The organism is Streptomyces sp. NPDC047049, assembly GCF_040643995.1.
Classification (GTDB): Bacteria; Actinomycetota; Actinomycetes; order Streptomycetales; family Streptomycetaceae; genus Streptomyces; species Streptomyces mooreae.
In genome coordinates this window covers 237,967-251,169 of the sequence record NZ_JBEYVM010000010.1, presented here as the reverse complement: position 1 = coordinate 251,169, position 13,203 = coordinate 237,967, and the positions used below count along the sequence as shown (strand labels likewise).

Annotated in this window: 13 protein-coding genes; 7 read left to right on the top strand and 6 right to left on the bottom strand. The window is 71.8% G+C overall.

Going from position 1 to position 13,203, the window contains the following annotated elements; genetic code table 11:
• Positions 1-176: 176 nt before the first annotated feature.
• The gene (locus tag ABZ851_RS23155) at positions 177-923 is read right to left on the bottom strand and encodes a GntR family transcriptional regulator (protein WP_336054204.1); all 747 of its coding nucleotides are present in this window, start codon (positions 921-923) and stop codon (positions 177-179) included.
• Between the two features lie 16 nt (positions 924-939).
• Positions 940-2,298 carry a homogentisate 1,2-dioxygenase gene (gene hmgA, locus ABZ851_RS23150; RefSeq protein WP_361130691.1) on the bottom strand — a complete coding sequence of 453 codons (1,359 nt, stop codon included), beginning with the start codon at positions 2,296-2,298 and terminating at the stop codon, positions 940-942.
• Between the two features lie 225 nt (positions 2,299-2,523).
• Between hmgA and ABZ851_RS23145 the strand changes: the two genes are divergently transcribed.
• From ABZ851_RS23145 to ABZ851_RS23130, 4 genes are all read left to right on the top strand, one after another.
• Complete coding sequence (locus ABZ851_RS23145; protein ID WP_361130688.1) at positions 2,524-3,210, top strand: TetR/AcrR family transcriptional regulator; 687 nt, start codon at positions 2,524-2,526, stop codon at positions 3,208-3,210.
• A 226-nt stretch (positions 3,211-3,436) separates the two neighbouring features.
• Positions 3,437-4,954 (top strand): citrate:proton symporter, encoded by a 1,518-nt coding sequence (locus ABZ851_RS23140; RefSeq protein WP_361130685.1) that lies wholly within the window; start codon positions 3,437-3,439, stop codon positions 4,952-4,954.
• Between the two features lie 395 nt (positions 4,955-5,349).
• On the top strand, positions 5,350-6,744 hold the full coding sequence (locus ABZ851_RS23135) for an aldehyde dehydrogenase family protein (RefSeq protein ID WP_361130682.1): 1,395 nt from the start codon (positions 5,350-5,352) through the stop codon (positions 6,742-6,744).
• A 93-nt stretch (positions 6,745-6,837) separates the two neighbouring features.
• Positions 6,838-7,920, top strand: coding sequence for a Zn-dependent alcohol dehydrogenase (locus tag ABZ851_RS23130; protein WP_361130679.1), 1,083 nt, complete (start codon positions 6,838-6,840; stop codon positions 7,918-7,920).
• Here the strand turns inward: ABZ851_RS23130 and ABZ851_RS23125 are convergent.
• Genes ABZ851_RS23125 through ABZ851_RS23115 form a run of 3 tightly spaced genes read right to left on the bottom strand, consistent with a single transcriptional unit; the run spans position 7,917 to position 9,718 of the window.
• Positions 7,917-8,198 (bottom strand): DUF397 domain-containing protein, encoded by a 282-nt coding sequence (locus ABZ851_RS23125; protein ID WP_361130676.1) that lies wholly within the window; start codon positions 8,196-8,198, stop codon positions 7,917-7,919. The two genes, ABZ851_RS23130 and ABZ851_RS23125, sit on opposite strands and share 4 nt — an antisense overlap.
• Entirely contained in the window at positions 8,180-9,022 is an 843-nt protein-coding gene (locus ABZ851_RS23120; RefSeq protein ID WP_361130674.1) for a helix-turn-helix transcriptional regulator, read from the bottom strand. Before ABZ851_RS23120 ends, ABZ851_RS23125 begins: the two co-directional genes overlap by 19 nt.
• Positions 9,023-9,076: 54 nt before the next feature.
• Positions 9,077-9,718 (bottom strand): TetR/AcrR family transcriptional regulator C-terminal domain-containing protein, encoded by a 642-nt coding sequence (locus ABZ851_RS23115; protein WP_361130671.1) that lies wholly within the window; start codon positions 9,716-9,718, stop codon positions 9,077-9,079.
• Between the two features lie 146 nt (positions 9,719-9,864).
• Here ABZ851_RS23115 and ABZ851_RS23110 point away from each other — a divergent pair, with 146 nt between their 5' ends.
• Both ABZ851_RS23110 and ABZ851_RS23105 read left to right on the top strand, forming a co-directional pair.
• Positions 9,865-11,016 carry an acyl-CoA dehydrogenase family protein gene (locus ABZ851_RS23110; protein WP_361130668.1) on the top strand — a complete coding sequence of 384 codons (1,152 nt, stop codon included), beginning with the start codon at positions 9,865-9,867 and terminating at the stop codon, positions 11,014-11,016.
• 232 nt (positions 11,017-11,248) lie between these two features.
• Complete coding sequence (locus ABZ851_RS23105) at positions 11,249-11,899, top strand: TetR/AcrR family transcriptional regulator (protein ID WP_361130665.1); 651 nt, start codon at positions 11,249-11,251, stop codon at positions 11,897-11,899.
• Between the two features lie 108 nt (positions 11,900-12,007).
• On the opposite strand, the gene ABZ851_RS23100 is transcribed toward ABZ851_RS23105, so the two are convergent.
• Positions 12,008-12,469: a MaoC family dehydratase gene (locus ABZ851_RS23100; protein ID WP_361130662.1), complete on the bottom strand. Its 462-nt coding sequence runs from the start codon at positions 12,467-12,469 to the stop codon at positions 12,008-12,010.
• A 156-nt stretch (positions 12,470-12,625) separates the two neighbouring features.
• Between ABZ851_RS23100 and soxR the strand changes: the two genes are divergently transcribed.
• Entirely contained in the window at positions 12,626-13,195 is a 570-nt protein-coding gene (soxR, locus tag ABZ851_RS23095) for a redox-sensitive transcriptional activator SoxR (protein ID WP_361130659.1), read from the top strand.
• The last annotated feature ends 8 nt before the right edge of the window (positions 13,196-13,203 follow it).

Below are 13,203 nucleotides of genomic sequence, written 5' to 3'. Positions count from 1 at the left end.
TGTGGACGTAAAGCGAAGCAGTCCACACACCAGGCCCCGGAGGCCCGTCACCGCACCCACAGCCCCGCGCAGCGGACCCGGCCCGCCGCCAGGCGAAACGGCGGGCGCACCCGCGCAGCGGGGCGAAGAACGGCGAGCAACCCCCACGGTGGGAAAGCCGAAAACGTGGGAAGCAGCTAAGCGTCCAGCGTCACCGTGAACGAGAAGCGGTCGCCCCGGTAATGAATCCGGGCGACATCAACCACGTCGCCACCCTCACCGTAGGTGACCCCCGTGTAGTGCAGGATCGGGCTGAGCAGCGGAACCTGTAGCAGGCGGGCGGTCTCGGGGTCGGCCAGGCGGGCCTCGACGCTGTCGGTGATCCGGCTGATCCGGACCCCGACCCCGTCCCGCAGCACCTTCGTCATCGGCCAGCGCAGCAGATCCGCCGGGTCGATCCGCTCGGCGACCTCGGGGCGTACGTAGTTGTGTGCGTGATTGGTCGGCTCGCCGGTCTCCTCGTCGCTGCGCAGCCGGCGGTATCCGGCCACCTCCGCCATGTCGGGGAAATACTGGGACAGTTCGGGCGGTACCGCGGTGGGGCCGTGCTCCAGCAGTTCGGTGCTCATCCCGGACTGCTGGGCCACGATCGTGTCCACCGAGCCCAGCAGCCGCACCGGCGCTCCGCGCTGGGCGCTCGGCTCGATGAAGGTGCCACGGCGCCGGTGCCGGCTGATCAGGCCCTCCGCTTCCAGCTCCTTGAGGGCCTGGCGCATGGTCAGCACGCTCACGCCGTAGTGCGCGGCGAGCGCGTCCTCGGTGGGCAGCCGCAGCGGCGCCTCGGGCGGGCGGCCGAGTATGGAGGCGCGCAACGACTGCGAGACCTGGTACCACAGCGGCAGCTTGCGGTTCAGGGCGAGCGAGTCGGGAGCGAAGGTGGTCACGAGGCGTTCCCCGGTGTCACGGGCGGAAATGACGTTGCAGACCCTGCCATACGTCGTCGTAGCCGCGCTGCAGATGGCCGGCGTCCCGGGCCTGTTCGGTGAGCGTCAGCGGCCAGCGGGTCTCGAACATGAAGGCCAGCCCGTCGTCGATCTTCTGCGGCCGCAGCTCGGCGGCGCTCGCCCGGTCGAAGGTCTCCCGGTCGGGCCCGTGCGCCGACATCATGTTGTGCAGCGAACCGCCGCCCGGAACGAAACCCCCTTCTCCGGCAGTCTTGGCGTCGTAGGCGCCCTCGATCAGCCCCATGTACTCGGTCATCACATTGCGGTGGAAGTACGGCGGCCGGAAGGTGTCCTCGCCGACCAGCCAGCGCGGCGCGAAGGCCACGAAGTCGACACCCGCCAGCCCCGGGGTGTCGGAGGGGGCGGTGAGCACGGTGAAGATCGACGGGTCGGGGTGGTCGTAGCTGATCGAGCCGATGACATTGAAGCGGCGCAGGTCGTAGACGTAGGGGACGTGGTTGCCGTGCCAGGCGACCACGTCCAGCGGCGAATGGTCGTAGGTGGCCGTCCAGAGGTGGCCGCAGAACTTGTTCACGACCTCGACGGGGCCCTCGACGTCCTCGTAGGCGGCGACCGGTGCGCGGAAGTCGCGGGCGTTGGCCAGACCGTTGGCGCCGATCGGGCCCAGGTCGGGGAGCTGGAAGGGGCGGCCGTAGTTCTCGCAGACGTAGCCGCGGGCGGGCGGGCCCTGCTCGCCGTCGGGCGCGGTGTCCAGCAGCTCGACGCGGAAGCGGATGCCGCGCGGGATCAACGCCACCTCGCCCGGTTCGGCGTGCAGCAGGCCGAGTTCGGTGCGCAGCAGCAGCCCGCCGCGTTCCGGCACGATCAGCAGCTCGCCGTCCGCGTTGCCGAACACCCGCCGTTCCATGGAGGTGTTGGCGCAATAGAGGTGGACGGCCATGCCCGTGCGCTGGGTGGCGTCGCCGTTGCCGCCCAGCGTCCACAGCCCGTCCAGGAAGTCGGTCGGGCCGGCGGGCGCGGGCAGCGGGTTCCAGCGCAGCCGGTTGGGGTCGGGGGCGCAGTCGGTGAACGGCGCCGAGCGGACGCCGCGCTGTCCGGCGCGGACGAACGGCGGATGCGCGGCCGACGGGCGGATGCGGTAGAGCCAGGAGCGGTGGTTGTGGCCGCGCGGTTCGGTGAAAGCGGACCCGCTGAGCTGTTCGGCATACAGGCCGAGCGGTGCGCGCTGGGGGGAGTTGCGGCCCACCGGCAGCGCGCCGGGGACGGCCTCCGAGCTGTGCTCGTTGCCGAAGCCGGTGCTGTACGCCAGCCCTTCGGCCGTCTTCCTCGCCTGCTCGTTGCCCGTGCCTGCCATCGCGTGCTCCTGCCGCTCAAGGAATCCTATGCAAGACCTTAGGATTGCCGTCGGGGGGCGTCAACGGAGGCTCCCGGCCGCGTCGGCCGGATCGCGCCGGTCGGCCGGATGCCGGGGGCGGCCGGACGCGGGCTGGTTCGCGGCGGTCAGCAGGCGGCCGGCTCCGGTGGGCCAAATCGCGGCGATGGCGGTCCCGCCCGTCGGGGCGGCGGGCAGGATGGACGGGTGCAGCAGCCGACCCCTCGCCCCGGCCCCCCGCCCGCCTCCCTGCGCCGTGCACCCGTCCAGCAGCGCAGCGCCCAGCGGCTGGCCAGAATCCTCGACGCGTGCGCCGAAGTCCTGGACGAGACCGGATACGACGAGCTGAGCACCCGGGCCGTGGCCGGCCGCGCGGGCGTCCCGATCGGCTCCGTCTACCGCTTCTTCCCCAACAAGCGCGCCATGGCCGAGGCGCTGGCCCGGCGCAATCTCGACGCCTACGCGGACCGCATCACGGCCCGGCTGACCGCCCCGGTCGGCCGGCCGCTCCAATGGCGCCACGCGATGGACGTGGTGGTCGACGAATACCTCGCCATGAAGCGGACGATGCCGGGCTTCGCCCTGGTGGAGTTCACCCTCCCCGCCCCGCATGCCTCCCGGCAGGCCAATGACGAGGTCGCCGACCGGCTGCGCGCCCTCTTCGCCGGCCCGCTCGGTCTGGACACCGCCGACGAGCGGCTGCGCACCGCCTTCCTGGTCGGCGTCGAGACGGCCGACGCGCTGCTCCAGCTCGCCTTCCGCACGGACCCGGCCGGCGATCCCGCCATCGTCACGGAGACCAAGGAACTGCTCCGGGCCTACCTGGCGCGCTATCTGGACGCGCCGGGCTCGGGGGAGGGGGAGACGACGGAGGGGGAGACGGCGGAGGCGTGAGAGGCCGGCCGGGCGCCGACGGCGCTGCGTCCCGGTGGCCCGGTGCCCCGGCCGGCGGCAGGTTGCCGGTTGGGCGCACGCCCGTCCGGTGAGATCCGTATTGACCTGGGGTTTTGCTCGTATTGCTCGCGTGTCAAGACCTTGTTAACAAAAGTTAAGGGGACCTACCGTCGCCTGAACTGCCACCCCCCGGCAGATGTTCAAGGGCGAACGTGAGGTACCCCTAATGCTGACAATCCTCGGATTCGTCATGATCGCCGCCTTCCTGGCGCTGATCATGATGAAGAAGATGTCACCGATGGCCGCGCTGGTGCTCATCCCCGCGCTGTTCTGCATCCTGGTCGGACAGGGCGCCCACCTGGGCGACTACGTCCTCAAGGGCATCGGTGACCTGGCCCCCACGGCCGCGATGCTGATGTTCGCCATCATCTACTTCGGGGTGATGATCGACGTCGGGCTCTTCGACCCGGTCGTCCGCGGCATCCTGAGGTTCTGCAAGGCCGACCCGGTGCGGGTGGTGCTCGGCACGGCCCTGCTCGCCGCGATCGTCTCGCTCGACGGCGACGGCTCCACCACGTTCATGATCACCGTCTCGGCGCTCTACCCGCTCTACAAGCGGCTGAAGATGAGCCTCGTGGTCATGACCGGTGTCGCCGCCACCGCCAACGGCGTGATGAACACCCTTCCCTGGGGCGGACCGACGGCCCGCGCCGCCACCGCCCTCAAGCTCGACGCCGGCGACATCTTCGTCCCGATGATCCCGGCGCTGGCCGTCGGCCTGGTAGCGGTGTTCGCCCTCGCGTACGTCCTCGGCCGGCGCGAGCGCAAGCGGCTCGGCACGCTGACCCTCGGCGACACCCGGCTGGTGACCGAGGCCGCGGACGAGCGGGAGAGCGCGAAGGAGACCGAGCAGGTGCTGGTCGGCGCGGGTGCCGGTGGCGCGGGGGGTGCCGGTGGCACGGGGACCGTCGGCGGCGGTGCGCAGCGAGGCACCGGCGGCGCGGGCACGGGCTCCGGCAGCCAGGCCGACGCCGATGCCGACAGCGACAGGGGGTCCGACAGTGACAGGGGGTCCGACAGCGACAGCGACACCGACGACGGACTTCAGGTCCTGGACCCGCAGCGGGCCACCCTGCGCCCCAGGCTCTACTGGTTCAACGCCGCGCTCACCGTCGCGCTGCTCGCCTTGCTGATCCTGCAGGCCCTGCCGATCCCGGTCCTCTTCCTCCTCGGCGCGGCCCTCGCCCTGACCGTCAACTTCCCGCACATGAAGGACCAGAAGGCCCGCGTCGCCGCGCACGCCGAGAACGTGCTCAACGTGTCCGGAATGGTCTTCGCCGCCGCCGTCTTCACCGGTGTGCTCACCGGCACCGGCATGGTCGAGCACATGGCCCGCTGGCTGGTCAGCGGCATCCCCGACGCGCTCGGCCCGCACATGGGCATCGTCACCGGCGTCCTCAGCATCCCGCTGACCTACTTCATGTCCAACGACGGTTTCTACTTCGGTATCGTGCCGATCCTCGCCGAGGCCGGCGCCGCCCACGGCGTGGCCCCCATCGAGATCGCCCGTGCCTCCCTCGTCGGACAGGCCCTGCACATGTCCAGCCCGCTGGTCCCCGCCGTCTACGTCCTCGTCGGCATGGCCAAGGTCGAGTTCGGTGACCACACCAAGTTCACCGTCAAGTGGGCCGCGCTGACCTCCCTGGTGGTCCTGTGCGCCGGTGTGGTCTTCGGCATCCTCTAGGTGACCGGCACCCACAACGGCGCCGGCACCGCCGCGCCCTTCGTCCCGCTCGGCGCGCTGCTGCTGGCCTCCGGCGCGCCCCGGCCGCCCGCACGGGGCGGGCGCCCGGCGGACCGGTCGCGCCGCCACGGCACGGGCGGACCGGAGAGCGGACGCGGTGCACGGCAAGGCGGGATTCCCCCACATGACCGGGGAAACATGGGGGCCATCCGCCAAGGCGGGAGGGGGCGGGCGGGCCCTAGGGTCGTGGTGACCTTCCAGGCGGGAGGAGGTTGCGGGCCCGCCCCGGCCCGTGGTGGCCGTCACCCCACACGTGTGGCGGATTCCTGGCGCGCACAAAACTACCGGCGCTAGTTTGGGTGGACGACCAGCAGCCGGCTCGGGAGGACCACGACGTGAAGCAGCACGACGCGATGTACATCGACGGAAGCTGGCGGCCCGCCGGGGGCAGCGGCACGATCGAGGTCGTCAACCCGGCCGACGGGCAGGTCATCGCCACCGTCCCGGCCGGCTCGGCGCAGGACGTGGACGCCGCGGTCCGCGCCGCCCGTGCCGCGCTGCCGGGCTGGGCCGCCACCCCGCCCGCCGAGCGCGCGGCCCATCTGGCCGCGCTGCGCGACCAACTCGCCGCGCGTGCCGAGGAGATCGCCGAGACCGTCACCGCCGAACTCGGCTCGCCGCTCGCCTTCAGCACGATGGTGCACGCCGGGGTGCCGCTCGCGGTCTGCGGCTCGTACGCCGAACTGGCCGGCACCCACGCCTTCGAGGAGACGATCAGCAACTCCACCGTGCTGCACGAACCGGTGGGCGTGGTGGGCGCGATCACGCCCTGGAACTACCCCCTGCACCAGATCGTCGCCAAGGTCGCTCCGGCGCTGGCGGCCGGCTGCACGGTGGTGCTCAAACCCGCCGAGGACACCCCGCTGGTCGCCCAGCTCTTCGCCGAGTGCGTCGACGCGGCCCGGATACCCGCCGGTGTCTTCAACCTCGTCACCGGACTCGGCCCGGTCGCCGGACAGGCACTCGCCGAGCACGAGGGGGTCGACCTGGTCTCCTTCACCGGCTCGACGGCCGTCGGCAAGCGGATCGGTGCCCTCGCGGGCGCCGCCGTCAAGCGGGTGGCGCTGGAACTGGGCGGCAAGTCCGCCAATGTCATCCTGCCCAGCGCCGATCTGCCCAAGGCGGTCGCGGTCGGCGTCGCCAATGTCATGGCCAACTCCGGCCAGACCTGCAGCGCCTGGACCCGGATGCTGGTCCACAAGGACCGGTACGCGGAGGCCGTGGAGCTGGCGACCGCGGCGGCCGCCAAGTACGTCCCGGGGGAGCGGGTCGGACCGCTGGTCAGCGCCAGGCAGCGGGACCGGGTGCGCGGCTACATCGAGCAGGGCATCGCCGAGGGCGCACGGGTCGTGGCGGGCGGACCGCAGGCACCCGCCGGGGCGGGCTTCTACGTCACACCGACCGTCTTCGCCGATGTCACCCCGGAGATGACCATCGCCCAGGAGGAGATCTTCGGCCCGGTCCTGTCGATCCTGAAGTACGAGGACGAGGACGACGCCGCCCGGATCGCCAATGCCACCGTCTACGGGCTGGCCGGCGCGGTCTGGGCGGGCGACGACGCCGAGGCGGTCGCCTTCGCCCGCCGCCTGGACACCGGCCAGGTCGACATCAACGGCGGCCGGTTCAACCCCCTTGCCCCCTTCGGCGGCTACAAGCAGTCCGGCGTCGGCCGCGAGCTGGGCCCGCACGGGCTGACCGAATACCTGCAGACCAAGTCGCTGCAGTTCTGATCCGGCCGTGCGGCGGGGGGCGGCCGGTGCCGCACCCCGCCGCGACGCCCGCCCTTCCTGTCAGCCCCGTCCTCCGTCCCGAGGAGTTCTCCCGTGGTCCGCGCCGCCGTACTGTCCGCCGTCAACGCCCCGTTGCGGGTCACCGAGATCGACCTGCCCGAGCCCGGCCCCGGCCAGGTCCGTATCCGGCTCGCCGCCGCCGGTGTCTGCCACTCCGACCTGTCCCTGTCCAACGGCACCCTGCGCCAGCCGGCCCCGGCCGTCCTCGGTCACGAGGGCGCGGGCACGGTCACCGCGGTGGGCCCCGAGGTGACCACGGTGGCCCCCGGCGACCAGGTCGTCCTCAACTGGGCGCCGTCCTGCGGCGACTGCCACTTCTGCGGGCTGGCCGAGCCCTGGCTGTGTGCCCGCTCCGGCCACGCCGCGGACGCTCCGTACGCCACCCTCGCCGCCGACGCCACCGACCTCTACCCCGGCCTCGGCACCGCCGCGTTCGCCGAGGAGACCGTGGTGCCCGCGCGGGCCGCACTGCCGCTGCCCGATGGGGTGCCGCTCGCCGACGCGGCGCTGCTGGGCTGCGCGGTGCTCACCGGCTGGGGCGCCGTGCACCACAACGCCCGGGTACGGGCGGGGGAGTCGGTCGCGGTCTTCGGTGTCGGCGGGGTGGGCCTGGCCACGCTGCAGGCCGCGCGGATCGCCGGCGCGGGCCCGATCGTGGCCGTGGACGTCTCCCCGGAGAAGGAGGAGCTGGCCCGCGCCGCGGGCGCCACCGAGTTCGTGGTGGCGGGCGACGACACCGCCAAGCGCATCCGCAAGCTCACCTCAGGAGTGGGCGCCGATGTCGCCGTGGAGTGTGTGGGCCGCGCCGACACCATCCGCACGGCCTGGTCGTCGACCCGCCGCGGCGGCCGTACGACGGTCGTCGGCATCGGCGGCCAGGAGCAGCAGGTGACCTTCTCCGCCCTGGAGCTCTTCTACTTCGGCCGGACGCTCTCCGGCTGTGTCTACGGCAACAGCGACCCCGCCCGCGATCTCCCCGTCATCGCCGGCCACGTCCGCTCCGGCGCGCTCGATCTCTCCGCGCTGGTCACCGAGCGGATCGGCCTCGACGGCATCCCGGCGGCGTTCGACGCGATGCTGGCGGGCAAGGGCGGGCGGGCGCTGGTCGTCTTCTAGACGGCTCTGTTCTTCACGGCGGCAACGAAGGACCCCCAGGCGGCGGCGCTGAAGACGAGCGCGGGCCCTTGGGGGTTCTTGCTGTCACGTACGGGGACGAGGGCGGGGAGGTTGTCGGCGATCTCTATGCAGTTCCCGCCGTTGGAGTTGCTGTAGCTGCTCTTGCGCCAGTTGGCGGCGGTCAGGAAGTCGTCGGAGACCTCGATGCAGTCGCCGCCACTCGTGTTGCTGTAGCTGCTCTTGCGCCACGTCGCCTTGCTCAGGTCGATGGCTCGCACGGCACTTCCTCCAACATCTGGACGATGGACTTCCGCGACTCGGCCGGGGGCAGCGCCAGGTCACGCATCGCATCGTATCGGCGCTGCAAATCCTCAACCCTGCAGTTTTCCTCGATGAGTTCACCGCGATCGTCATTCTCGGTGTACGCCACGGTACGACCGTCCAGCAGCCGCAGGAACTTCACAGCGGTGTTCATCAGGCCATGCGGACCGGCGCTGAACGGCAGTACGTGGAGGGTGATTTTCGGGCGCTCCGCTGCCTCCGCCAGGTACTCCAGCTGCTCCCGCCACTTCTGAGGGTCGCGCAGCCGCGTGCGCAGCACCGCCTCCGAGAGGATGACGCGAAACGGCGGTGCGTCGTCCCGCTCCAGCAACTTCCGACGCCCTATGCGCGCCTCGACCTGCTGGTCCAGCTCCCGGCCCTGGAGGTCGCCCGTAGCGAGCGCTTCGCGCGCATACCCGGCCGTCTGGAGTAGGCCGGGCGGCGCGCTCGGGGCGTAATGCCAGAGGCTCATCGCCTCCTGTTCCAGCGCCATGTACCTCCGGTACTGCTCCAGGAACTGCGTAGGATCCCCCGCCGCCAACTCCCACAGTGTCAGCAGCCATTCCTCCGCCCCGTAGTGCTGGGCCAGCGCCTCCACCACCTCCGGGCTGCCGATGGTCTTCCCGCTCTCCATCTTCCCGAACAGCGACGCGTCCCAGCCGAGCACCTCACCGAGCTTGCGCAGGCTGTCGCCCTTCTGCGCACGCAGTAAGCGCAGTTCCTCCGCGAACCGTTTGCGGGGCTCCTGGCTCCGTCCGGTGACGACCCTTCTCGGCGGCATGGGACCTCCTCCACGACCGGCCAGTTCCCGTAACGGCCGGAACACTCACGGTAGTCAGTCCTTGGCGGGCCGCGCAGGGAATTGCAGCGCCAGGCCGTCCACCAGTGCCCGCAGCCCGGTCTCGAAAGCGCCCTCGTCCACCTGGCGTTGATGCTCCGCCAGGAGGTGGGCCTGGCCCAGGTGCGGGTAGTCGGCGGGGTCGTAGGCGCTCGGGTCGTCCACGAAGCCGCGGGCGAACGAGCCCAGTGCGGAGCCTGCCACGAAGTAGCGGACCATCGCACAGACCCTGGTGGCCTGGGCGGGCGGCCAGCCCGCCTCGACCATCCCGCCGAACGCCGCATCGGCCATCTTCAGCCCGGCCGGGCGGCGGCCGGGTCCCTGGGCGAGGAACGGCACGATCTGCGGATGCGCGGCGAGTGCCGCGCGGTAGGAGCGGGCCCAGGCGAGCAGCCCGGCGCGCCAGTCCGCGCCCGTCGCGAAGCCCGACACGTCGACCTGGGCGATGACCGTGTCGGCCACCGCGTCGAGGATCTCGTCCTTGGTCGTGAAGTGGTTGTAGAGGGACGGCCCGCTCACGCCCAGTTCGGCCGCCAGGCGGCGGGTCGAGAGCGCCGGCAGCCCTTCGGAGTCGATGAGCGCCAGCGCCGTGGAGACGATGCGCTCGCGGCTCAGCAGGGGCTTGCGGGGTCGGGCCATGACGCACATAGTAGGGGCTGCCCCTCAAAAACTAGCAGTGCTAATTAAGTGCGCGCGTGCTCGGCCACGGCTTCGTCCACGCCCTCGTCCAAGTTCGCGACCTCGTCCATGTTCACGTGCACGATCTCGTCCACAGGGAGCCCGAGATGAATCTGGAGCTCAGCGCGGAGCAGACCGCGGTACGGCAGCTCGCCAAGGACTTCGCCGACCGTGAGATCACCCCGCACGCCACCGCCTGGGACCGCGCGGAGCATGTCGACCGCGGCATCGTGAAGAAGCTCGGCGGCCTGGGGTTCCTCGGGCTCACCGTCCCCGAGGAGTACGGCGGTTCCGGCGGCGACCACCTCTCCTATGTCCTGGTCACCGAGGAGCTGGGCCGCGCCGACTCCTCGGTGCGCGGCATCGTCTCGGTCTCCCTGGGGCTGGTGGCCAAGACTCTCGCCTCGTGGGGCGACGAGCAGCAGAAGCGGACGTGGCTGCCGCGGCTCACCTCCGGCGAGGCGGTCGGCTGCTTCGGCCTGACCGAACCGGGCACCGGCTCCGACGCCGCGAACCTCGCCACCCGGGCGGTCCGCGACGGGGACTCGTACGTCATCGACGGCTCCAAGATGTTCATCACCAACGGCACCTGGGCCGATGTCGTGCTGCTCTTCGCCCGCACCGGCGGCGCCCCGGGGCACCAGGGCATCAGCGCCTTCCTCGTCCCGGCGGACAGCCCCGGACTGGAGCGCCGTGAGATCCACGGCAAGCTGGGGCTGCGTGGCCAGGCCACCGCGGAGCTGGTCCTGGACGGCGTACGGGCCCCGGCCGCCGCCATGCTCGGACCCGAGGGCAAGGGGTTCTCGGTCGCGATGTCCGCGCTGGCCAAGGGCCGGATGTCGGTGGCGGCCGGCTGTGTGGGCATCGCCCAGGCCGCGCTGGACGCCGCGCTTGGCTACGCGGGCGAGCGCGAGCAGTTCGGCAAGCCCCTCGCCCGGCACCAGCTGGTGCAGGAGCTGATCAGCGATATCGCCGTGGACGTGGACGCGGCGCGCCTGCTGACCTGGCGGGTGGCCGATCTGATCGAGCGCGGCGAGCCGTTCGTCACCGCCGCGTCGAAGGCCAAGCTGTTCGCCTCCGAGGCCGCGGTGCGGGCCGCCAACAACGCCCTGCAGGTCTTCGGCGGCTACGGCTATATCGACGAGTACCCGGTCGGCAAGCTGCTGCGGGACGCCCGGGTGATGACCCTGTACGAGGGCACCAGCCAGATACAGAAGCTGGTCATCGGCCGTGCGCTGACCGGGGTCTCCGCCTTCTGACCGGTGGCCGGCCGCGGGGGCTCAGGGGCCGTGCGCGGGCTCGCCGGTCCCGCGTGCGGGTGCTCACCGGCCCGTCCGCAGGTGCCCGCCGGTCCGCCCGTGGGCGCTGCCCGGTCCGTCCGCGGGCGCCCCGGTTGCCTGCCGCCGGGCCCTAAGCGCTTGCTCAGCGGCGCGATATGGTGTTCGATCCGTCAGAGGAGGGTCCCTGGCGGATCGAGGAGCGGGGTGCGCGATGGGTGCGGCGGCGAAGCGGGCCGAAGAGGAGAACCAGGAGTGGGCCGGGGTGACCCCGGATGCCGCGCGGCGCCTGGTCAGTGCCGCCGTCGAGGCCTTCGCCGAGCGTGGCTACCACGCCACCACCACCCGTGACATCGCCGGCCGCGCCGGTATGAGCCCGGCCGCCCTCTACATCCACTACAAGACCAAGGAAGAGCTGCTGTACCGCATCAGCGGCATCGGCCACGAGAAGGCGCTGCGCATCATGGACGCCGCCGCCGAGGCCGAGGGCAGCGCCACCGAGCGCCTTCGCGATGCCGTGCGGACCTTCGCCCGCTGGCACGCCGAGCACCACACCACCGCCCGGGTCATCCAGTACGAGCTCCAGGCGCTGAGCCCCGAGCACTACACCGAGATCACCGGTCTGCGCCGCCGTACGGACCGGGTGCTGCGGCAGATCATCCAGGACGGCGCGGACAGCGGCGAGTTCCAGGCCGACGACGTGCCGGGCACCACCCTCGCGGTGCTGTCGCTGTGCGTGGACGTCGCCCGCTGGTTCACGGCCCAGGGGCCGCGGACGCCCGACGAGGTCGGCACCCTCTATGCCGACCTCGTGCTGCGCATGGTGGGTGCGCCGGTGGACCGGGCCGCCGCCCACGAGGGGTAGAGCGGCCCGCTTTCCGGAACGGACCGGCCGGGCGTGGGCCGGCGGGAGCCGCGTGCCCCCGGCGGTCCGTGGTCCGGCCGTCGCCGGGCATGATCGGGGAGACACCCCCTACAGGTAGAACCGGCTGACCGACTCCGCGACACAGACCGGCTTGTCGCCGCCCTCGCGCTCGATGGTCACGACCGTGGCGAGCTGGACGCCGCCGGGCACCTCGGTCACGTCCGCGATCCTGGCGGTGGCGCGCAGTCGTGAACCGACCGGGACGGTGGCGGGGAAACGGACCTTGTTGGTGCCGTAGTTGATGCCCATCTTCACGTTGTCGACCCGCATCAGCTGCGGCACGAAGGCGGGCAGCAGCGACAGCGTCAGATAGCCGTGCGCGATGGTGGTGCCGAAGGGGCCGGCCGCGGCCTTCTCCTGGTCCACATGGATCCACTGGTGATCGCCCGTGGCCTCCGCGAACAGGTCGATCCGCTTCTGGTCGATCTCCAGCCAGTCGCTGGTGCCCAGCTCCTCACCGACTGCGCCGCGCAGTTCGTCGAGCGATCCGAACACTCGGGGCTGTGCCATTTTCGTCCGCCTCCTCGGGATCCATCCGCCGCTGTAACCACACCGGCCGATGCTTACTAAGCGCTTGCTCAGCATGCTGAGTGCGCGCCCCGCTGTCAACGGTCCGGCGAGCCCGGAGGCCGGGAGACCACCCCAAGGGTCGCCTAGGGTTGAACCGTGCCCCAGCTTCCGTTCAAGGTTCATGAGCTCACCGTCGGCCAGCTCTCCGCGCGCAGCGGTGCCGCGGTCTCCGCGCTGCACTTCTACGAGTCCAAGGGGCTGATCAGCAGCACCCGGACGGCGGGCAACCAGCGGCGCTACACCCGTGACGCGCTGCGCCGGGTCGCGTTCGTGCGGGCGGCACAGCGGGTGGGGATCCCGCTCGCGGTGATCCGTGACGCGCTGGCCGAGCTGCCCGACGAGCGCACGCCCAACCGCGCCGACTGGGCCCGGCTCTCCGCCCTCTGGCGCGCCGAACTGGACGAGCGGATCACCCAACTCGTCGAGCTGCGCGACCGGTTGACGGACTGCATCGGCTGTGGCTGCCTCTCGCTGGAGACCTGCGCGCTGTCCAACCCGTACGACAACCTCGGTGAGCAGGGGCCCGGCGCGCGACGGCTGCGGGTCGACCGGAGCGTCCAGGACCCGGACGGGGCGCAGCAGCGCGCGGGCGGCGAGCAGCGGCATCCGCGGGTCCGGTCCGGTGAGCGGGACGAGGAGGGCTGCTGTGCGAACGGCGAGCCGTGAGCGCGGGT